Here is a 20,900-nt window from a genome sequence, read left to right on the forward strand (position 1 = left end):
GTCGTTATCGTGGTGGGCATGCCGTTCCTGCTGCGCGTTGAACTGCCCGACGTCCCCGGATCCCTGGGCCGGGTCGCCGCAGCGATCGGTGAGGCGGGCGGCGACATCGAGGCGATCGAGGTCGTCGAGCACCGCCCCGACGATGGCACCGCGGTCGACGATGTCCTCCTGGAGACCGCGCCGGGCGTGATGCCCGACTCGATCGTCTCGGCCTGCAACCTGCTCGACGGCGTCCACGTGCTGTGGATCTCGCGCTACGCCGCCGGCGGCAACCTCTTCCTGGACCTCGAGGCGGTCGAGGAGCTCACCGAGCACCCGGTGCAGGCCCTCGACCGGTTGATCGAGCTGCTGCCCGCCGTCTTCCGCTCCGACTGGGCGGCACGGCTGCGCAAGAACGACGGCGGCGCCGAGATCGTGCACTCCACCTCGGCCGCGCCGGACACCCTGCCCTGGTTCGACATCGACCGCTCCACCACCTTCGACGACGTCGACGGCGACATCGTGCTCGCGGTGGCACCGCTGCACAACGACCTGGTCGTGCTGGGCCGTCGCGGCGGCCCCGACTACCTGGAGTCCGAGCTCGCCCGGATGGGCCACCTGATCGGCCTCGCGGTCACCATCTCGCGCTCCTGAGCCGGGCTCAGCCGCCCCCGACCGGCAGGTCGGCCAACCGCTCGTAGCGCGGACGACGCCGCGGCCCCTCGCCCAGATGCGAGGCCACCAACGCGATCTCGTCGACGTCGAACGCCGCAGAGGTGAAGGTCTCGGCGACCCGCAGCCACCGGGTCACCTCCTCCGGGTGCGCGATCCGGGCCAAGGTCAGGTGCGGACGGAACCGCGCCCCGCCGACCTCGATGCCCGTCGCGGCAGCGGCATGCCGGGCTCCGGTCGCCAGCCTCGTCAGCTCGGCGGCGCCGTCGCCGGCCGCCTCGCCCCCACCCGAGCTGCCGTCCAGGGAGGCCGACGCGACTCCGGCCCACAGCACCTTGGCCCGGTCCACGCTCGGGAACGCACCCCCACCGCTGATCCGCAGCCGGAGCGGACCTCGCCGAGCGGCCGCGGCAGCCAGCCGCTCGATCAGCTCGTCGAGCTGGTACTCCTCGACCCGCGGCAGGAAGGCCAGGGTGAGGTGGAACTGCTCAGGCGAGGTCCAGCGCCAGCTGGCCGCCTCGCGCCGGGGCTCCCAGAAGGCGTCGATCTCCTCGACCACCTCCTGGGGCGGCACCACGGCGACGAAGCAGCGCATCGGCGCGCTCACAGGCCCAGGTCGCGCCCGATCAGCTCCTTCATGATCTCGTTGGAGCCGGCCCAGATCTTCGAGACGCGGGCGTCACGCCAGGCGCGGGCCACCCGGTACTCGTTCATGAAGCCGTAGCCGCCGTGCAGCTGCACGCAGTGGTCGATGACCTCGTTCTGGATCTGCGAGCTCCACCACTTCGCCTTGGCGGCGTCCACCGAGGTCAGGTCGCCGCTGTCGTGGGCGATCACGCACTGGTCGATGAAGGCCTGGGTGACCTCGATCCGGGTGAACAGGTCGGCGAGCAGGAACTTGTTGTGCTGGAAGGTGCCGATCGGCGCACCGAACGCCTGGCGCTCCTTCGTGTATTCCAGCGTCTCGAGGAGGATCTGGGTCGCGTGCGCGGTGTTGGAGATCGCGCAGCCGAGCCGCTCCTGGGGCAGCTTCTGCATCATGTGGATGAAGCCGCCGTCGAGGTCGCCGATGATGTGGTCGTCGCCGAGGCGGACGTCGGTGAAGAAGAGCTCGGCGGTGTCGGACTCGTCCTGGCCGACCTTGTCGAGCTTGCGGCCACGGCTGAAGCCGGGGGCGTCGGACGGGATCGCGAACAGGGTGATGCCGCGGGCGCCCTTCTCGGGGCTGGTCCGCACGGCGGTGATCACCAGATCGGCCGAGTAGCCGTTGGTGATGAAGGTCTTGGAGCCGTTGATCACCCAGTCGTCGCCGTCACGGACCGCGGTGGTCTTGAGTGCGGCCAGGTCGGAGCCGCCCGACGGCTCGGTCATCCCGATCGCGAGCAGGATCTCGCCCGACGCGACGCCCGGCAGCCAGCGCTGCTTCTGCTCCTCGGTGCCGAGCTCCACCAGGTACGGGGCGGTGATGTCGGCGTGGATCCCCACGCACGAGCCGAGCGCCGCGTTGACCTTGTTCAGCTCCTCGGTGAGCACCGCGTTGAACCGGTAGTCGCCGGCCTCGGAGCCGCCGTAGGCCTCGGGGATCTCCAGTCCGAGGAAGCCCTGGGCGCCCGCGCCGAGCCAGAACTCGCGGGGCAGTGCCTTGTTCGCGGCGTGCTCCTCGAGGTTCGGCTTGACCTCCCGGTCGAGGAAGGCGGCGACGGAGCCGCGGAACGATTCGTGGTCGGCGTCATAGATCGTGCGCTTCATGTACCCAAGGGTAACCATGACGTCGAGCCCCACCCTTGGACTTTTGTGCCAGTTTCGGGACGCAGGTCTGTCAACCCCTGGGGAAGGTGGCACGTCGAACTGAGTGATGTGGAAGGCTGACCCGCGGTGGGGGCCCGGTTGAGTGGTGAAGAAGGTTGAGTAATGCAGGCACGCGTGCTGGTGCTGTTGCTGGCGTGCGCCTTGATGGTGGCGATCGGGCAACCGGTGCTGCGGGGGCAGGACGCCGTGACGGCGACCTCGACGCACAGCGGCGGTCCGGCGCAGGCGAGCCCGGACGTCGCCGGCGACACCGACTCCGGTGACCAGCCCGAGGTCGACGGCGGCCTGGCGGCTGACGACGACCCCGACGTCAGCACCCGCCCCGACGACGAGGCCAGCCGCGGCGACGACGTCCCGCGCCCGGCCGAGCTGCCTGCCGTCGACTGCAAGAAGAAGCGCTGCGTCGCCCTCACCTTCGACGACGGCCCCGGCCTTCCGACCCCGCGCCTGCTCGACACCTTGAAGCGGCAGCGGGTGCCCGCCACCTTCTTCCTGGTCGGCCAGATGGTGAAGTACCGGCCCAAGGTCGCGGCCAGGATCGCCCGCGAGGGCCACGAGCTCGGCGTGCACGGCTGGAACCATGCGGACCTGCGGCGGCTCAAGCCGAAGGACCTCGCCTGGCAGCTCCACCGCACCAAGCAGCTGATCCAGAACGCGACCGGCATCCGCCCGACGCTGGCCCGCCCGCCTTACGGCGCGACCAACAAGCAGGTGCTGCGGGCCCAGCGCCAGGCCGGGCTGGCCGAGGTGCTGTGGAACCTCGACACCAGCGACTGGAAGATCCGTGACGCCGGCCATGTCCGGCGCAGCGTGCTCAGCCAGGTCAAGCGCAACACCGTCGTGCTGATGCACGACATCCGCCCCACCACCGTCGATGCGATCGCGGTGATGGTGCGCGAGCTCAAGCGCCGCGGCTTCACGCTGGTCACGGTCACCCAGCTCTTCGGCCGCACCAGGCCCGGCGTCAGCTACCTCGACTGGAAGTGAGCCCGGCCCGCCGGGACAGCCCCGGGACTACGACGGGATGTCGACGTAGTCCTTCGGGATCTCCAGCTTGAGCTCCTCGTTGTAGCGCGAGAAGGTGAACTCGCCGGCCTCGTCGCCGACGTCGACCATCTCCAGCAGGTGGTAGGGCGCGTAGTTGGCGACCAGCATGGTGCCGCCGTCGTCGCCCGCGAGGCGCACGGCCTGGGTGCCGTTGTGGGTGGTGGTGCCGTCGACGGTGAAGTCCGGCGCACCGCTGCTGCCGACGAACTCCTCGAGCATCGTGTCGAGGTCGCAGAACTCCTCGGTGGAGGCCGCGCTGTTGGCCATCCGCACCCACTTGTCGGTGAACATGTCGAGCAGGAACTGCTCCGGGTTCTCCTCCCCACTGCTGGCGATCCAGAACTCCTCGTTGCCCTTCATGTACATGTCGGTGCCATCGGAGACGATGTCCGCGCGCCCACCCTGGACCTCCATCGTGCCCTGGCAGCGGCCCTCGGTGTCCATGGAGATGTCCATCGACATGCCCTCGGCCTCCAGCGTGCCGTCCATGTTCAACGACTTCACCTGGGCCATCGCCGCGACCACCTCGTCGCGGATCTGGGTGGGCGTCATGTCGGCCAGCGCGTCACCGCTCGGCACGGTGGTCGGGTCGTCGGTGGGGTCCTCGGTCGGGTCGTCGGTGCCGATGCTGGACGTCGGCTCGTCGGCGGACTTCTTGTCGTCGTCGCCGGAGCCGACCACGGCCCACACCACGCCGCCGCCGATCAGCAGCGCGGCGACCGCGACGCCGACGGCGATGATCGGGGCCTTCGACTTCTTCGCCGGAGCCGGGCCCCAGCCCGGCGCGCCCTGACCTGCCACCATCTGCGGGGTCCACGGCTGCTGCGGGGCGGACCAGCCGCCCTGGGGTGCGCCCTGCGGGGCCGGGTACTGCTGCGGAGCGGCGACCGGGGAGACCGTCGGGGCTCCGGCCGGCGGGCCCTGCGGCGCGGCCGGCGATCCGCTGCGATAGAAGGCGTGCAGCCGCTGGGCCACCGGCGCCGGGACGACGCCGACCGCGTGCCCGAGCGCGGCGCAGGCCCACTGGCAGCTGCCCTGGTCGGTGGTGCCGCGCTGGCGCGCCAGGAACTCACCGGCCGCGGCGACCGCGGCCTCGGGCTGGGCGCCGTGGGCGATGTTCGCCTCGAGCTGGGCGAGCCCGCCCAGCCGCACCGCGTCGACGAGCAGGTTCAGCTCGCCGACCGAGGCGCTCTGCTCGTCGAGGAAGTCCTCCAGCGCGGCCCGCAGACCCTCCGGGTTGGCGAACACCGCTCGCCCGCGTTGTGCGGCGAGTGCCGCCAGCTGCTCGTGCAACTCCACGTTCGTCTCCTAGCGACACGGGACCCTAGCCCGCCCCGAGCCCTCTTCTACCCCGCGCCCCGCGACCGAAACCGGGGGCTTTGGACCAGTCTCCCCTACTTGGTGAGTTCGGCAAGATCCACGTAGTCGCCCGCCGCCGGCAGCTGTGCGCGCACCGGCTCGTCGAACTCGCTGAGCTCCAACGTCGCCTCGGCGCTGCCCTGACGCTGGCTGCGCACGATCCGGTGCGGGGCCTGGGCGGTGACCAACGTGGTGGTGACGTCCCCGTTCTCGCGCTCGGTCCTGACCTTGACGACGTCGACGCCGCGATGGGTGGAGAGATCGTCGGCGACGCTCACCTCGGCGTCCTCGGGCGGGGTGCCGATCCCCTCCAGCATGCTGGGCAGGTCGCAGAACTCCTCGAACTCCGCCCCCTCGACCAGGGCCCACTTGTCGCCGATGAAGGCGAGCACCTGCCGCGCGGTGGCGCGGTCCTCGGTGGTGGAGGACCAGAACGCCTCGTCGCCCTTGATGAAGAACTGCTCGCCGTCGGTGACGAACTCGCTGGTGCCGGCGCCGATGCTCATCGTCCCGGTGCAGTGCCCGACCCGGTCGGTGGAGAGGTCGAAGGTGACCGTGGTGCCGGCCTCCTCGGTGACGCCGGCGACGTGCATCGCGTTGATCTCGGCCATGTCGTCGCCGACCAGCTCGATCACCTCGGCCCCGTCCCGGTCGGTGAGGGCCTGCTCGCCCTCGTCGTCGCCGCTGCATCCGGCCAGCCCGGTCACCGTCAACGCCGCCACCAGGCTCCAGGCACTCGCCTTCGCCACTCGCATCCGTCTGCCCCTCTGCCTCGATGGTGCGCTCATCATCGGCGACGCCGGACGCCTGCGCCTGCCTTTTCGGCCGATCAGCGTGGCCGGTCGCCGTTCGCCTCGAGCCGTTGGCGCAGGCCGCTGGCCCGGCTCGCCCGACGCGCCAACGAGGAGCGAACCACCGACTCCGCACCGACCACGTTGACCTGGAAGCGGGCACGGGTGACGGCGGTGTAGAAGAGCTCGCGGGTCAGCAGCCGCGACTCCTCCTCGGGCAGCAGGACGGTGACCTGCTTGGCCTGGGAGCCCTGTGACTTGTGGATGGTCATCGCGTGCATCGTCTCGATCGCGGAGAGCCGGGACGGCGGGAACGCGACGATCCCGCCGGTGCTCTGGAACGCCACCCGCACGGTGCCGTCGGCCTCACGGACCACCACGCCGACGTCTCCGTTGTGCAGCCCGAGCGCGTAGTCGTTGACCCGCACCAGCACCGGCCGGCCCACGTACCAGGGCTCGACCAGGGGGTCGTCGCCCTCGCCACGGGTCGCCTCGGCGATCCACTGCTCGACCTGGCGGTTCCAGTGCTCGACGCCGAGCGGCCCGTCGCGGTGCGCACAGAGCAGCCGGTGCTCGTCGAGCGCGGCCAGCGCACCGACCGCGTCACCGGCCTGCGCGGCGGCTCGCACCGTGAGCGCGACGCCGAGGATGGCGCTGCGCAGATCGTCGGTGAGCACCCCCGTCTGGTCGAGGTAGCTGAGCTCGGCCGAGGGCGTGCGCAACCGCTCGACGGCGGCGTCTGCGTCGCCGGCGCGGATCGCCTCGCCGAGCTCGATGATGTCGCGCTCGGAGCGGTGGTTGGTGTGCAGGGAGCCGACCACCGCTGGCGCCCCGGGACCGTCCGGCAGCCCGGCGACCAGATCCGCGAGCACGGCACCGGCGTCGATCGAGGCCAGCTGGTGGTGGTCGCCGACCAGCACCAGCCGGGCGTCGGGCCGCAGTGCCTCCAAGAGCCGCGCCATCATCGTCAGCGAGACCATCGACGTCTCGTCGACGACCACGACGTCGTGCGGCAGCCGGTTGCCGCGGTGGTGCCGGAACCGGGTGCTGTTGTCGGGCCGCGAGCCGAGCAGCCGGTGCAGGGTCGAAGAGCTGAGCTCGGCGAGGGTCTGCCGCTCGGCCTCGGTGAACCGCTCGTCGGCGATCTCATGGCGGACCGCCTCCAGCAGGCGGGCGGACGCCTTCCCGGTGGGGGCCGCCAACGCGATCCGCGGCGCACGCTCGTCGAGCGAGCCGAGCAGCGCCAGCAGGCCGGCCACCGTGGTGGTCTTGCCGGTACCCGGGCCGCCGGTGAGCACCGTCGTCCGGGAGCCGACCGCGGCCAACGCCGCGGCACGCTGCTCGGCGTAGGAGTCGCCGGGGAAGAGCCGGGCGGCGGCCTCCGCGATCCGCTCCGGCCCTGCGAGCGCATCGGTGCGGCGGGCGCGGGCGGCGAGGTCGTCGCACAGCTGCACCTCTTGGCGCCAGTACCGGTCGAAGTAGACCAGCCCGAAGTCGAGGTGGAGCACCCCGCTCGCGGTGAGCGGGCTGTCGGCGATCCGGGCCAGCCAGACCTCGGCGTCGGCGTCCGGCCAGGGCAGCTCGGGCGCGATCTCGCTGAGTGCGGCCTTGGTCTCGGCGAGATCGACGCAGACCGACCCGCCGCGCACCGCACGGCTCACCAGCGCGACCGCGAGCAGCACGGCAGGGTCGCTCTCGCCCGCGAGCACGCCGAGCCGCTGCGCGACGTGGACGTCGGCGGCGCTCAGCGCGCCGGCCTGGTTGAACGCCGCCAGGCTGCCGTCGGCGTTGCGGGCCAGGCGCTGGTCGTAGGGGCCATCGGGCTCGAAGAGCTCGCTCATCGCGCACCTCCGTCGAGCAGGTCGCTGAGCTCGAGCACCAGCGTGATCGGCGGCTGCCAGGCGAAGACGCCGGTGGGCTCGCCGTCGACACGCGGCGTCTCGGGTCCGCACATGCCGCGCACGTAGAGATAGAGGACGCCGCCCAGGTGCCGACTCGGGTCGTAGTCCGGCAGCCGCCAGCGCAGGTAGCGGTGCAGGACCACGGCGTAGAGCAGCGCCTGCAGCGGGTAGTCGGAGTGGCCCATCGCCTCGGCCAGCGCGGCCGGGCGGTAGTGGTGGGCGGTCAGCGGCGCCTCGGGCGACCCGAGCCAGTTGGTCTTGTAGTCGACCACCAGGTAGCGGCCGTCGACCCGCAGCACCACGTCGATGGAGCCGGTCAGGTAGCCGCGCAGGCTCTGCTGGCCGAGGGCGGGCTCGGCGAGCGCGTCGGCGTAGGGCAGCAGCGGGTCGGCGGCGTCGAGGTGACGGCGCAGCAGCGGCGCGAGGTCGCCGAGCAGGACGGGGGCGGCAGCGTCGGGGTGGTCGCCGCCGGCCAGCGGGAACTCGAACTCCAGCTCACGCAGCCGCTCGGCCAACGGCAGCTCGGCCAGGGTGGCATCGCCGGCCAGCGACCCGAGCGGTGAGGCGCAGACGGCGACCAGCGCCTCGACGAGCCGGTCGACGTCGAGCTCCACCGGCCAGCGCAGCAACTGGTCGGCGGCGACCCGGCGCAGCTCATCGGGCCAGGACGGAGCCTGCGGGTCGGCGTGCTCCAGGATGCCGTGCACCAAGGAGCCGAAGGTGGCGCCCACCGGCAGGTCGGCCATCGGCGAGAGCACCGCGGACGCCGGATCTGCGGCGGCGTCGGCCTCCCGGTCGACGACTGCAGCATCGGCGCCCAACGGCTCGTCGGTCTTCGGCGTCTCCTCCGGCTCGCTGCCGACGCCGCCGACCAACGTCGGCGGGCTCTGCGCCTCGGCGGCGGCACTCAGCGCGGAGTAGGAGGTGCGTCGCCATGCGGTGTCGACGACCCGGCGGAACTCGCGGACGGCGAGCGGAGACCGCTCACCCGTGGTCAGCTCCGGCAGGGTCGCGGGGGCCTCGACCCGACGCCAGACCGGGCCGCCGCGGGCCTGCCAGGCCTCGAAGAAGACCATCACGTCGTCGTTGTCGGGCAGCTCGTGGCGATCCGGGACGGCGGCGTGCCCCGGCCCGCGCCCGACCAGCAGGCGATGCAGGGACGAGTCCGGGGTGTTGGTCGAGGGGAACCACCAGGTGACGACCTGGCTCTGGGCTCGGGTGAGCGCGACGTAGAGCAGCCGCAGCGACTCTCCCGCCTCCTCGGCCTTCGCCAGCCGCAGCGCCTCGTGCCACGTGCTGCCGCCCGGACCGCCGACGTCGAGCGCCCGGTGGTGGTCGTGGGGTGCGTGGAAGCGCGGGATGTCGGGCTCGGGGACCCAGCGATCGGCGACGAAGGGCAGGTGCACCACCGGGTACTGCAACCCCTTGCTGCCATGGATGGTGACCAGCTGCACCGCGGCGGCGTCACTGTCGAGGCGACGGGTGCGCTCGCTGCCGGTGTCGGTGGCGGCCTCGGCGATGGAGCGGCGCAGCCACTGCACCAGCGCGACCAGGCCGAGCCGTTCGGTGAGCACGATCTGGTGCAGTGCCTGCCCGACGTGCTTGAGGTCGGTCAGCCGTCGCTCGCCACCGGCGTCCCCGAGCACCCGGGCGTAGAGGCCGCCGACCACGCTGGCCTCCAGCACGGCGGCCACGCCGCGCTGCGCGAAGAGCCCGGCCAGGGCGACGAAGCGCGCCGACAGCCGATCGGTGAGGTCGGGATCGGCGTCGAGGGTGACCGCGTCCACGCCGACGAAGGCGGTCAGCGCGGCCGCCCGGGCACGGGTCGCCCGGTGCGGCTGCTCCAGCGCCTCCAGCAGCGCCAGCCACTCGCGGGCGGCCGGGGTGGAGAAGACGCTGCCGCCGCCGGCGATCACGGCCGGCACGCCGAGCTGCGTGAGGGCGTCGTGGATCAGCTGCAGCTGCTTGCCGGTGTGCGCGAGCACGGCGACGTCGCCGGGGCGGATCGGCCGCCCGTCGAAGGTGGCCGGTGAGGCGAGCAGGGCCTTGATCTGCTGGGCGCAGTCGTTGGCGACGGCGGGACGGATCCGCCCGATCGCCACCTTGCGCCGCCCCTTGGAGTTGAAGTCGGAGCGGTTGAGCACGCGCAGGGTGAACGGCTCGGGCTCGGGTGCGCCGACCAGACGGGAGCCCTCGTGCGCGGCGTCGACATGCCGCGCCACGATCCGCGGATCGCCGAGGGCGGCGGAGTCGAGCACCGTGTTCAGCCGCTCCAGCAGCGCCGGGTCGGAGCGCCAGTTGGTGCCGAGCGTGCGGCGCTCACCGGCCGTCTCGGCGGCGTCCAGATAGGTGACGACGTCGCCGCCGCGGAACGCGTAGATCGCCTGCTTCGGGTCGCCGATCAGGACCATCGTGGCGTGCCCGGTGAAGGCGCGGTCGAGCACCTGCCACTGCACCGGGTCGGTGTCTTGGAACTCGTCGACCAGGACGACCTTCCAGCGCTGCCGCATCCGCACCCGGGCCGGGGCGTCGGTGTGCGCCAGCGCCTCGGCGAGCTGGCTGAGCAGGTCGTCGTAGCCGAGCACGCCGAGCTTGCGCTTGCGGCGCTCGACCTCGTTGCGGACCAGCGCGGTGAAGGCGACCCGGCGCCCGGGGCCCGTGCTGGGGTCGTCCCCGGCCGGCTCGAGCCGGGCCTGCGGGTCGCCCATCGCGGCCCGGCCGATCGCCAGCGCGGTGCGCCGGCTGAAGGCGGGGCCCTCGTCGCTGCGGGCGAAGCCACGCAGGTAGAGGTCGTCGACCACCTCCACGACCAGCTCGTCGAGGTCGTCGACGAGGGTCGCGTCGGCATCGGTGTCGCCGGCCACGCCGAGACTGCGCAGCACCAGCTGGCAGAACTGGTGGGTGGTGGCGATGGTGGCGGCGTCGAAGCCGGCCAGCGCCGCGCGGACCCGGCGCCGGCGCAGCGCCCGCTCGGCGTCATCGACGGCGATCAGCAGGTCGACGACCTCGTTGCCGGGCTTCACCGCGCTGGGCTCGCCGAGCGCGGCCTCCAGCTCGACCAGCTGGGCGCGCACCCGCTCGCGCAGCTCCTGGCTGGCGGCACGCCCGAAGGTGACCACCAGCATCTCCTCCAGGGTGGCCACACCCTCCGCGACGAAGCGGGCAACGAGGGCGCCGATGGTCCAGGTCTTGCCGGTGCCGGCGCTGGCCTCCAGGAGCGTGGTGCCGGTGGGCAGCGGGTCGGTGATCGCGAACGGCGCGAGGTCGGGGCTCACAGCGACATCACCCGCTCTCCTCCCTCGAGCAGCGGGGCCCAGAGCCGCCAGGCGAGCTGGCCCATCCGGTGACCGGCCTCCGCGTGGGGCTGGTCGTCGCGGGCGGGGGCGAGCAGCACGTCGAGCTCGGCCTTGTCGCCGTAGACCATCCGCAACGAGGCGTCGTCACAGTCGCCGTCGATGGTGAAGTCGCGGGCTTGGCGCGGGAACCAGGCGTTGCGGGCGGCGTCCATCGGGTCGGCGGGGTTGCCGCGCAGTGCTTGGAACTGGCCCTCGGCCCAGGCCAGCGCCGTCTCCAGCGGGATCGGCAGCGGCTCCCGCATGCCCTGGTCGTAGAGGTCGACCAGGGTGCGCAGGTGCTCGATGGCGCGGTGGTCGAGCGGGCCGGCGAGCGCCTGGGTGACGCCGGCCCGGCCCCGCCCGACGGCCGAGGCCGTCCAGTGCTCGTCGGAGTGACCGGCGGCGAGCGCGACCAGGTCGATCCAGTTGGCGAGCCGCTGCTTGGCGCGGATCCGGGAGTAGGTGATGGCCACCCGCTGGTGGCCGAAGACGTTGGTCACCGTGCCGGTCAGCCGCCGTCCGTCGCCGAGGTCGACGTCCACGTCGACCGCCCGGGGCGTGCCCTGGCGCAGCTGGGCGGTGCGGCTGACCAGCTGCTGCACGTTCTGCACGATCTCGGTGAGCGTCCGGGTGCCGAGGGCGAGCGGTGGCAGCTTGCCGCGCAGCTGCTCGGCGAGCATGCTCTCGGCCGGGTCGAGCCCGGCCAGCACGTCGCTCAGCAGCCGGTCGCCGACGCCCCACTTGGCGAGCCCGTCGAGGTCGATCGGGATCGCGTCGGCCGCGATCTCCTCCTCCAGCGGAGTGCTCACCTCGAGCCGCGAGCGCAGGAACTCGCGCACCGGGTGGGCGTGGAAGCGCTGCAGGTCGACCAACGAGATCTCTCGGCGGGGGCGGGCCGGGAGCGGAGCGCTCAGCAGCGGGCCGCGTGGGCGCCGCTCACCCTCGGCGACCCGGGCACCGGCGAGCGCGGCCCGGTCGAAGGAGAACGGCCGGCGCGCGGAGACCAGGCCCGGCTCCAGGTTGCGGCGGTCGAAGGCCTGCAACGGATGCCGCACCACGACCCTCGCCTCGGGAGCGCTCTGGCGCGCGGCGTCGATCAGCTCGCCAAGCGGCACGGCCGGCGGGCGCTCGGCACCCGAGTGCTCGTTGGCGCCGCTGTAGGTGATCACCAGCTTGTCGGTGGCGGCCAGGACGGCGTCGAGGAAGAGCTGGCGGTCCTCGCTGCGCAGGTCCCGCTCGCCGGTCAGCGGACGCCGGGCCAGGGCGTCGTCGCCGTCGACGGCGCGCACCCGCGGGAAGATCCCGTCGTCGAGCCCGATCAGGCAGACCACCCGGTGCGGCACCGAGCGCATCGGCACCATCGTGCAGACGGTGAGGGTGCCGGTCCGGAAGTTGGCGCGGGTGGGGCGCCCGGCGAGGCGGTGCTCGAGCAGGGTGCGCACATCGCTGAGACGCAGCTCGGTGCCCTCGTCGGCGGCATCGGCGATGCCGGCCAGCTCGCGCTCGAACTGGGCCAGCAGCCAGCCGTCGCGCAGCGGCACCCGGGTGATCGCGATGACCGCCTCGGTGAGCCGGTCGATCCACTGGGTGACGGTGACCGCGGTGATGACCTGATCGATCGCGGTGGCCACCCGGTCGACGTACTCGGCGAGGCGACCGACCAGCTCGACGTCACCGGAGGAGACGTCGTCGAGCGGCAGCGCGGGCCCGAGGCGGCCGTGGTGCCCCTCGGCCATCGCGACGCCGAGCAGCATCCGGTCGATGCCGGCACGCCAGGTGTTCTGCCCGATCGACTCGAGCTTGAACTCGGCCCGGCCGGCGGCGTCCATGCCCCAGCTGACCCCGGACTCCTCGACCCAGCGCGCGATGGTGGCGAGGTCGTCGGTGTCGAGGCCGAAGCGCGCGGCGACCACCGGGCTGGCGAGCAGGTCGAGCACCTCGGTGGCGCCGACCCGGCCGCCGGCCAGCTGGACCAGCCGCGCGGCGACCGCGAGCAGGGGGTTGGTGCTGGCCAGGGACCGGTCGGCGAGACGGACCCGGAGGCTGTGCGCGGGGTGCCCCGGCTCGCCGGGCTCGACCTCGCCGAGGCCGAAGCCCGCCTGGATCAGGGGCGCATAGGTCTCGATGTCGGGACACATCACCAGCACGTCGCGCGGTTCGAGGGTGGGGTCGTCGGCGAGCAGCCCGACCAGCACCTCCCGCAGCACCTCGACCTGGCGGGCCGGACCGTGGCAGGCGTGCACCTGGAGCGAGTCGTCGCCGTCCGCGATCGGGCCGGGCACGGGCACCCGGTTGGCGCGCAGGTCGGCCTGGAGCCGGGCGAGCAGGGTGCTGCCGTCGGCGGGGACGGTGGCCGGCTCGTGGTCGACGACCTCGCCTGCTGCGGCCAGGGTGCGTTGCAGCTCGACGGCGTCACGGCCGAGGGTGGCCAGCAGCGGATGCTCGATGCTCTCTCCGGCGGTGTCGGCGTCGCGGGGCACCGGACCGGGGGCGGTGACGTCGTGCAGCCGGGACCAGAGCGCGGCGGAGGGCTGCGGCAGCCAGAGATGGACCTCGCGGTGGGTGGCGAGCGCGGCCAGCAGCTCGACCTCGCTGGCCGGGATCCGGGTGTGCCCGAAGAGGGAGAGGCGGGGCGGCAGGTCGCCGGGGACGGCGCCGTCACGCAGCGCGGTGCCCACGCTGCGGAGGCGGACGTCCGGGGCGGGCTCGTCGATCAGGTCGAGGACGCCGCGCCACAGCTCGGGCTGCCAGGCCAGGTCGGCGTCAAGGGGGTTGCCGGCCCCGTCGGTGTCGCGGCCCTCGCGCCAATCGGTGAGCAGTTGCGGGCGCTGAGTGGCGTAGGAGGCGAAGAGCCCGGCGAGACGGCGGGCGACGGAGTAGCGGCGGTTGTGCCGCAGCTCAGCGTCGGGCCCGGTGAGGCCGTGCCCGAGGTGGGCGGCCAGGGTGGCGGCCCACGGCTCGCCGAGGGCGGAGTCGATGGTGCGCAGCACCGGCCAGACCAGGCGGTCGGGGTGCCACGGGTCGTCATGCTCGCGGCCGAGCAGCAGGGCGACCAGCGAGTGCGGCGTGGTGAACCGGACGCCGGCGCAGACGCCGTCGCCGCCGCGTGGCCCGACGCCGAGCCGGTGCGAGAGCTGCTGGCCGAGCCAACGCTCGATGCCACGCGCGGGGACCACCACGACCTCTTGCACGACCGGGTCGGGCAAGGGCACCGCAAGCATCCGCCCCAGGCCCTCGGCCAGGAGGTCGGTGCGCTCAGCGCGGTGCAGGTGCAAAGTCACGGGGCATACCCTTCCACGCCCCTCCGACACGGTGGCGCAGGCTCCGTCGTCGGCGCCGCTCCTCGCTGCGCCCACCGACGAGGCGAGGCGTCAGCCGACGAGCTCCCGCTCACGATCGACGGCGGCGCGCAGCCGCCACCCGAAGCGCTCCGCGATCAGGTGACCGCCGACGATGCCGAGCATGGCGAGCAGCTTCGGCGCGGTCTCCGCCGGATCCAGCGGATCGGTGGGACCGAGGACGACCCAGAGGCCGCCAAGGATCAGCACCCACAGCCAGGCTCGTTCCGCCAGCCCGCGCGGATAGAGGTAGTGCCACGCGGCACCGCCGACGAACCCGACCAGCAGGATCGCCGAGAACCAGTACCGGTCGCCCGCCGCCTCAGCCAGCTGGTTCGCGACCAGCATCGCCGTGACCGGGGCCATGACCGCCCAACGTCGCATCGCTCCTCCTCGAGGCCTGAGTCTCCCAGACCTGGGCGGTCAGTCGTTCCGGAACTCCGCAAGTGAGTGGCCAGACCGCAACCAGGCAACGAGCTCCGCGACCCACGCCTCGGCGTCACCCTGCGAACCCGCAACCAGGCAACGCGCCGGCACGCTCGGCGAGGTCGGGACGGCCAGCACCTCCCACTGCCGTCGATAGATGGTGTGGTGCAGCACCAGACCCACCAGGCTCACCACCCCGGGCACCGCCGTGAACCAGTGCACCCAACGCACGCCGTCCGGGTCGGTCACGTCGCGCAGGGCCGCACCGCGCGGCCGGCACCAGACCCGCACACCCGCGACGACCTGCTCCGGCCCCACCCGGCGGTTGCCTGCCGACCTCATCCGCCCCGCCTCCCCGTCGTCGACCGAACCGCGTCAGTACGCGCGGTCGCGAGCCACGACTCTAGGACCATCCGTGCTTCGGCACGCGGCAACCTGCCCTCCGGCACAATGGAGGCCATGCGTTCCACGACTCTGCGACTGGGTGTCGCCGCCCTGGTGGCCCTGAGCCTGACGGCCTGCGGCTCCGACGACGACGGCGACACGTCCGACGAGCACGCCGGCAGTGACCACAGCGCGAGCAGCGACGGCGAGGACCACAGCGGTCACGTCATGAACGAGCCCGACGCCACGCCGGCCAACGAGCTCACCGACGCCGACCTGCGCGAGGGCACCTTCACCCTGCTCGACACCGCTCCGCCCGGCAGCGACGCCGTCGCGGGCGACGTCTGGGTGGCGGAGAACAGCGACGGCACCACCGTCACCGTCGCGCTCACCGGCCTCGCCGCGGACACCGACTACATGCTGCACCTGCACGACGCGAAGTGCGAGGTCGACAACGGCGGCGGCCACTTCGCCTTCGACCCCGCCGGCAGCGACCAGCCGCCGAACGAGGTGCACCTCGCCTTCACCTCCGACGCCAACGGCGCCGGCACCGCAACCGTGACCAACCCGCAGAAGGTGGGCGACGCCGCCAAGTCGATCGTCGTACACCCTGCCGAGCTGATGGACAACCGACTCGCATGCGCAAACTTCTGATCGGCCTCGCGGCCCCCGCCCTGATCGTCGCCGGCACCTCGACCGCCTGGGCGCACACCACGCTGCTCGACGGCAGCCCGGGCCCCGGCGACAAGGTGGCACCGGGTGCCGAGGTGATCGCGCTGCGCTTCGGCGAGGCCCTCGATCCCTCGGGCAAGAACGAGATCGCGCTCCTCGACGCCGACGACAAGGGTCTGCCGATCAGCGCGGCGAAGACCGCCACCGACGCCAGCTACCTGTGTGCCCGCATCGATGCCCTGGAGCCGGGCGTGCACACGATCCGCTACGACGTCACCAGCGAGGACGGCCACCCGGTCCGCGGCAACTACGAGTTCGAGGTCGCCGAGGGCGGCGAGCAGGCCGACCCGATGGCCTGTGACGTCTCCACGCTGGACGAGCCCGCCGACGCGAAGTCACTCTCCGACCAGGAGCAGGACGACTTCCCGATGTGGGCGGTCTGGCTGCTGGCCGGCGTCGCGGTGCTCGCTGCCGCACTCGCCGCGGTCGCCGTCGTCCGCAGCCGTCGCGAGGACGACGACGAGGACGACGCGCCCAAGACCGACGCCTGAGCACGCGATTTCAAGACGCCTGACCAACCCCCTGGGGCTGCGGCACACTGAGGTGTCGTCTCCCAGGGGGTTGTCTTGTCTTCACGTCCGAGCGTTCTGATCTCGGGTGCCGCCGCCGGCATCGGCCGCGCCACCGCACTGCGCTTCCTGCGCGCCGGCTACCGCGTCGGCGCCTTCGACGTCGACGAGCTCGGCCTGGCCTCCCTGGCTCAGGAGGCGCGCAGCGAGCACCTGGTGACCGGTCGGCTCGACGTCACCGATCCGGAGGAGTGGGAGCAGGCGCTGATCTCCTTCGCCGGCGTCGACGGAACCCTCGACGTGCTGGTCAACAACGCCGGCGTGCTGCGCTCGGGCCGCTTCGAGGAGATCGACCTCGCCGCCCAGCAGCGGATCGTGGAGATCAACGTGGGCGGTGTGCTCAACGGTTGCCACACCGCGTTCCCCTACCTGGCCCGCACCCTCGGTGCGCGGGTGATCAACCTGGCGTCGGCGTCCGCGATCTACGGGCAGCCCGAGCTGGCCACCTACTCGGCCACCAAGTTCGCGGTGCGCGGGCTCACCGAGGCGCTGGACCTGGAGTGGCGCGAGCACGACATCTCGGTGACGGCGCTGTGGCCGCTCTTCGTGGCGACGGCGATGACCGACGGCATGCACACGCGCAGCACGGAGTCGCTGGGCATCCGGCTCGGTCCGGACGACGTCGCGCAGGCGGTTGTGGAGGCGGCGGCCAAGGGCACCAAGGGCGGCGTGCACCGGCCGGTCGGCCTGCAGGCCAAGGCGCTGTTCGCCAGCGCCCAGGTGACCCCGGGCTGGGCACTGCGGATCGCGAACCGCTTCCTCGCCGCGCCGCGTCACTAGCCGGAGAATTGAACGACGCCCAGCAGGAGTCTCGGGTCTCCTACTGGGCGTCTGCTCACATCTTGCACTATTTCCTGACGGTCTGTCATCTTCTGATCTGACCGGTCTGGATCAGTTGCTCCAATCGGTGCTCTGTCGGAGCCGGTTGGCATGATCGGCGCCGATGCCCCGCCTTCCCCATACCCCGTCCTCGGCACTCCCCCGGCTCTGCTGGTCCTCGCTGGTCGCACTCCTGATGCTCGCCGGCTGCACCCTCGACGTCCGGTTCAGCGACGACGCCGACTCCACCGCACCGAGTGCCGCGCCTGCGCTGAGCCCTGCCCGCGCCACCCGGCTCTTGGAGTCGCTCCCGCGTGCGCCACGTGTCCGGCCCACCGACTACCGCCGCGAGGCGTTCGGGAGCGCCTGGCGCGACACCGACCGCAACGGCTGCAACCAGCGCGACGACGTGCTGCTGCGTGACGCCGTCGCGGGCAGCACCCGGGTCCAGCAGCAGGGGCGCTGCGACCACGATGTCCTTGCCGGCACCTGGGTCGACCCGTACTCCGGGCGCACCCTGACGCTGGACGACCTGAAGGACCCGTCCCAGGCCCAGGCGGTGCAGATCGACCATGTCGTGCCGCTGGCGGAGGCCTGGGCGTCGGGAGCCTCGGCCTGGACGCCGGAGCGCCGCGCGGAGTACGCCAACGACCTCGACGTGCTGCTCGCCGTCGACGGTCCGACCAATGCCAGCAAGGGTGCCGACGATCCGGCCGCGTGGCGTCCGCGCAAGGGCTACCAGTGCGCCTATGCCGTGCACTGGATCGCGATCAAGGACGCGTGGCGGCTGTCCGCCGATCCCAGCGAGGTCGATGCGCTGCGGGAGATGCTGGGGTACTGCTGACTCGGGCGGCTGCGCCTACTCGGCGTCGGCACCGTAGAGCAGTCGCCGCACTCCCGAGCGGGCAGCCACCAGCACCAGGACCAGTGCCGTCACCGGGAGGAAGCCGCCCAGGCTGACGGAGCCACCGAAGGCGATGTCGATCAGCCAGAGCACGACCAGCTTGCTGCCGACCGCGACCATCCAGAGCGCCACCCCGAAGACCGCCTTGCCGCGCCGGGTCACCGCGTCGCGCAGCCGCGCCAGGACGGCAGCCTTCACCCACAGCACCACCTCCAGCGCGACCTTGAGCAGGACCGCCGGCAGCAGCGACTGGACGAAGCTCTCGCTGATCACCTGCGGCAGGTACTGGATGGCGACGTTCAGCACCACCACGTAGACGAAGACGTCCACGATGTCCTCGGGGTGGCCCGCGATCCATCTCCGCAGTGAGCGCACTGGCTTCGTCATGGGGAGATCCTGCTCTGGATCGGAACCCAGGTCGAGCGCATCGGCCTCAACGGACCGACGCGCCCGACCTTCGGTGACCCAGCATGGAAGGGGCGAGAGTCCTTACTGGGTGGCGCGTCCGAGCTTGCGGAAGTGGTCGATCATCATCGGGAACGCATCAGGAGCCAGGGCGCCCGGCCGGTAGGTGACGGCGTCGAGGTCGCCGGTCCAGGCGAAGGTGCCGTGCTTCTCGTGCAGCTCCCACAGCACCGGGGAGCGGCGGTCCATGCCGACGCTGATCCCATTGAAGGGCACCAGCCAGGTCAGCTGCGCCATCTCCACCTGCTCGACCACGACGTCGCCGTCGATCAGCACGTCGACCAGCCAACGCCCGCCTCCGGGCGCGCCGACCTTGACCTCGATCGAGCGCGTGCCGACGGGGACCGGGACCGGCGGGGTCGCGATCACCGAGTCGGCGAAGGCGTTCTGCGCGAAGACGACCGCGCCGTCCTCGATGTAGAGCAGGTAGCCGGCCTCCTGCCCGCCGTGCGAGACCAGCACGCCGGAGTCGCCGGCGCGGTAGCCCGGCAGGGTCGCCTCGATGCTGAAGCTCCGCCCGTCGATCAGCTGCGCGGCGCGGAAGCGCTCGACCATGCCGAGCTCGGGGAGCAGCACCGTCTCAGCCACGAAGCGCTCATCGCTCGGCGGCCGCTGGAACCAGTGGATCGGCGTCCCGTCGGCCATCGGCAGCACCTGGTTCTCGCCGGCCGCCGCGGACCAGGCGGCGACCAGATCCTCAACCAGGGCAGGGTTCTCGGCCGCGAGGTCGCGCATCTGGGTCGGGTCGGCGGTGGTGTCGTAGAGCTCCCAGCGGTCGCTGGCGAACGGCGTCACCGGCTTGCGGATCGCGACCGCCTCCCAGCCGTCGCGGTAGTAGGAGCGCTCGCCGAAGCACTCGAGGTACTGCTCGGTGTGCGCGGTCTTCGCGTCGGCGTCACGCAGGCTCGGCACGAACGAGACGCCGTCGAGGGGGCGGGCCGCCACGCCGTGGCGGCTGGTGGCGACGTCGAGCCCGGCCAGGTCGAGCAGGGTCGGCATCAGGTCGGTGACGTGCGCGTACTCGGAGCGGATCTCGCCGCCGACGCCGTCGAGTCCGGCCGGCCAGGAGAGCAGGAAGGGCACCTGGTTGCCGCCACGGAACGAGGAGAACTTGTGCCGGCGGAACGGGGTGTTGGCGGTGGTCGCCCAGCCGACCGGGTTGGCCGGCCAGCTGGTCGGGCCGCCGATCTCGTCGATCCTGGCCAGGTCGCCGGGGATCCGCTCGGCGACCGAGCGCTGCGACGGCTTGTGCATCGCGGAGAGGTGGTTGAACTTGCCGATGTCGGTGCCGCCGTCGCTGGCCGCGCCGTTGTCGGAGAGGAAGACGAAGATCGTGTTGTCGAGCTTCCCCAACCTGGCAAGGAGATCGCGGATCCGGCCGACCGAGTCGTCGATGGAGGTGACCATCGCCGCGAAGACCTCCTGGTAGCGCGCGGCGAGCCGCTGACCGTCGGGGTCGAGCTCGTTCCAGGTGGGCACGTCGGGCCCGGTCTCGTCGTTGATCGGCGCGAGGACGGCGTGCGCGGGGACCAGGCCGAGCTCCTTCTGTCGCGCGAACCGCTGCTCGCGGACGGCGTCCCAGCCCTGGTCGTAGGCACCGCGGAACTTCGCGATCTCCTCGGGCTTGGCGTGCAGCGGGGTGTGCACGGCGCCGTGACCGAAGTAGAGGAAGAAGGGCTTCTCCGGCTCGTCGGTGACCGTCTCCGCGATCATCCGCACGGCCCGCTGGGTGAGGTCGTCGGTGAGGTAGTAGCCCTCGGGGTACTGGTCGACGTCGACGAGGGTGTTGCCCTCGTACATCTGGTGCGGGTGGAAGAAGTTGGTTTGCGCCTCGAGGAATCCGTAGAACTGGTCGAAGCCGCGCTGCAGCGGCCAGGAGTGCCGGTCGCTGCCGGGACCGAGGTCGCTCTCCTTGCACAGGTGCCACTTGCCGATCATCAGCGTGCTGTAGCCCTGGTCGCGCATGGTCTCGGCGATGGTGGGCTGGTTGGCGGGCAGCTCGGCCGCGTAGCCGGGGAAGCCCGGGTCGATGTTCGCGACGCCGCCGACGCCGACCGCGTGCGAGTTGCAGCCGGTCATCAGGGCGGCACGCGTGGGCGAGCAGGTCGGCGTGACGTGGAAGTTGGAGAGCCGCAGGCCCTCGCCCGCGACGGCGTCGAGGTGCGGGGTGGGGATCTCGGAGCCGAACGAGGCGAGGTCGGAGTAGCCCATGTCGTCGACGATCATCACGATCACGTTGGGGGCGCCCTCGGGGGCGGCAGGGCGCGGCGGCCACCACGGCTCTGACTGCGAGATCGCGTCGACGATGCGGCCTGGGAAGGCGTCGGTCATGGGTTCCTCCGGGGTTGGCGGGTGCGCGGCGTCGCCAGA

17 protein-coding genes are annotated in these 20,900 nt (G+C 72.3%); 6 read left to right on the forward strand and 11 right to left on the reverse strand.

Translation table 11 applies throughout. The features are described from left to right. Positions 1-18 precede the first annotated feature (18 nt). Entirely contained in the window at positions 19-633 is a 615-nt protein-coding gene (locus ABD151_RS11130; RefSeq protein WP_343994273.1) for an ACT domain-containing protein, read from the forward strand. A 7-nt stretch (positions 634-640) separates the two neighbouring features. Here ABD151_RS11130 and thpR read toward each other — a convergent pair whose 3' ends face one another. Both thpR and ABD151_RS11140 read right to left on the reverse strand, forming a co-directional pair. Then, on the reverse strand, positions 641-1,258 hold the full coding sequence (gene thpR, locus ABD151_RS11135) for an RNA 2',3'-cyclic phosphodiesterase (RefSeq protein WP_343994275.1): 618 nt from the start codon (positions 1,256-1,258) through the stop codon (positions 641-643). Beyond that, positions 1,255-2,400, reverse strand: a complete 1,146-nt coding sequence (locus ABD151_RS11140) for an acyl-CoA dehydrogenase family protein (protein ID WP_343994277.1) — start codon at positions 2,398-2,400, stop codon at positions 1,255-1,257. The genes thpR and ABD151_RS11140 overlap by 4 nt, the downstream gene beginning before the upstream one ends. Before the next feature lie 162 nt (positions 2,401-2,562). Between ABD151_RS11140 and ABD151_RS11145 the strand changes: the two genes are divergently transcribed. Then, positions 2,563-3,447 carry a polysaccharide deacetylase family protein gene (locus ABD151_RS11145; protein ID WP_343994279.1) on the forward strand — a complete coding sequence of 295 codons (885 nt, stop codon included), beginning with the start codon at positions 2,563-2,565 and terminating at the stop codon, positions 3,445-3,447. A 27-nt stretch (positions 3,448-3,474) separates the two neighbouring features. Here ABD151_RS11145 and ABD151_RS11150 read toward each other — a convergent pair whose 3' ends face one another. The 7 genes from ABD151_RS11150 to ABD151_RS11180 form a co-directional block, all read right to left on the reverse strand. After that, positions 3,475-4,806: a hypothetical protein gene (locus ABD151_RS11150; protein WP_343994281.1), complete on the reverse strand. Its 1,332-nt coding sequence runs from the start codon at positions 4,804-4,806 to the stop codon at positions 3,475-3,477. A 95-nt stretch (positions 4,807-4,901) separates the two neighbouring features. Next, positions 4,902-5,621, reverse strand: coding sequence for a hypothetical protein (locus ABD151_RS11155; RefSeq protein ID WP_343994284.1), 720 nt, complete (start codon positions 5,619-5,621; stop codon positions 4,902-4,904). Positions 5,622-5,695: 74 nt separating this feature from the next. After that, complete coding sequence (gene recD / locus ABD151_RS11160) at positions 5,696-7,498, reverse strand: exodeoxyribonuclease V subunit alpha (protein ID WP_343994287.1); 1,803 nt, start codon at positions 7,496-7,498, stop codon at positions 5,696-5,698. Continuing rightward, complete coding sequence (locus ABD151_RS11165; RefSeq protein ID WP_343994289.1) at positions 7,495-10,833, reverse strand: UvrD-helicase domain-containing protein; 3,339 nt, start codon at positions 10,831-10,833, stop codon at positions 7,495-7,497. The genes recD and ABD151_RS11165 overlap by 4 nt, the downstream gene beginning before the upstream one ends. Then, positions 10,830-14,174: an exodeoxyribonuclease V subunit gamma gene (recC, locus tag ABD151_RS11170; RefSeq protein WP_343994291.1), complete on the reverse strand. Its 3,345-nt coding sequence runs from the start codon at positions 14,172-14,174 to the stop codon at positions 10,830-10,832. Before recC ends, ABD151_RS11165 begins: the two co-directional genes overlap by 4 nt. 90 nt (positions 14,175-14,264) lie before the next feature. Then, the gene (locus ABD151_RS11175) at positions 14,265-14,615 is read right to left on the reverse strand and encodes a hypothetical protein (protein WP_343994293.1); all 351 of its coding nucleotides are present in this window, start codon (positions 14,613-14,615) and stop codon (positions 14,265-14,267) included. Positions 14,616-14,654: 39 nt separating this feature from the next. Further along, a complete protein-coding gene (locus ABD151_RS11180) occupies positions 14,655-14,999 on the reverse strand; it encodes a hypothetical protein (protein ID WP_343994295.1) in 345 nt (114 codons plus the stop codon). Between the two features lie 117 nt (positions 15,000-15,116). Between ABD151_RS11180 and ABD151_RS11185 the strand changes: the two genes are divergently transcribed. The 4 genes from ABD151_RS11185 to ABD151_RS11200 all read left to right on the forward strand — a co-directional run bounded on the left by ABD151_RS11185 (position 15,117) and on the right by ABD151_RS11200 (position 18,005). Next, positions 15,117-15,695: a hypothetical protein gene (locus ABD151_RS11185; protein WP_343994297.1), complete on the forward strand. Its 579-nt coding sequence runs from the start codon at positions 15,117-15,119 to the stop codon at positions 15,693-15,695. After that, the gene (locus tag ABD151_RS11190; protein ID WP_343994299.1) at positions 15,680-16,264 is read left to right on the forward strand and encodes a copper resistance CopC family protein; all 585 of its coding nucleotides are present in this window, start codon (positions 15,680-15,682) and stop codon (positions 16,262-16,264) included. Before ABD151_RS11185 ends, ABD151_RS11190 begins: the two co-directional genes overlap by 16 nt. A gap of 75 nt (positions 16,265-16,339) precedes the next feature. After that, on the forward strand, positions 16,340-17,122 hold the full coding sequence (locus ABD151_RS11195) for an SDR family oxidoreductase (RefSeq protein ID WP_343994301.1): 783 nt from the start codon (positions 16,340-16,342) through the stop codon (positions 17,120-17,122). Positions 17,123-17,285: 163 nt separating this feature from the next. Further along, the gene (locus ABD151_RS11200) at positions 17,286-18,005 is read left to right on the forward strand and encodes an HNH endonuclease family protein (RefSeq protein WP_343994303.1); all 720 of its coding nucleotides are present in this window, start codon (positions 17,286-17,288) and stop codon (positions 18,003-18,005) included. A 15-nt stretch (positions 18,006-18,020) separates the two neighbouring features. On the opposite strand, the gene ABD151_RS11205 is transcribed toward ABD151_RS11200, so the two are convergent. Together ABD151_RS11205 and ABD151_RS11210 are read right to left on the reverse strand one after the other, a co-directional pair. Further along, on the reverse strand, positions 18,021-18,452 hold the full coding sequence (locus tag ABD151_RS11205) for a hypothetical protein (RefSeq protein ID WP_343994306.1): 432 nt from the start codon (positions 18,450-18,452) through the stop codon (positions 18,021-18,023). Positions 18,453-18,554: 102 nt separating this feature from the next. Next, the gene (locus tag ABD151_RS11210) at positions 18,555-20,861 is read right to left on the reverse strand and encodes an arylsulfatase (protein WP_343994308.1); all 2,307 of its coding nucleotides are present in this window, start codon (positions 20,859-20,861) and stop codon (positions 18,555-18,557) included. Positions 20,862-20,900: the final 39 nt, after the last annotated feature.

The organism is Nocardioides dubius (assembly GCF_039528155.1).
GTDB lineage: Bacteria > Actinomycetota > Actinomycetes > Propionibacteriales > Nocardioidaceae > Nocardioides > Nocardioides dubius.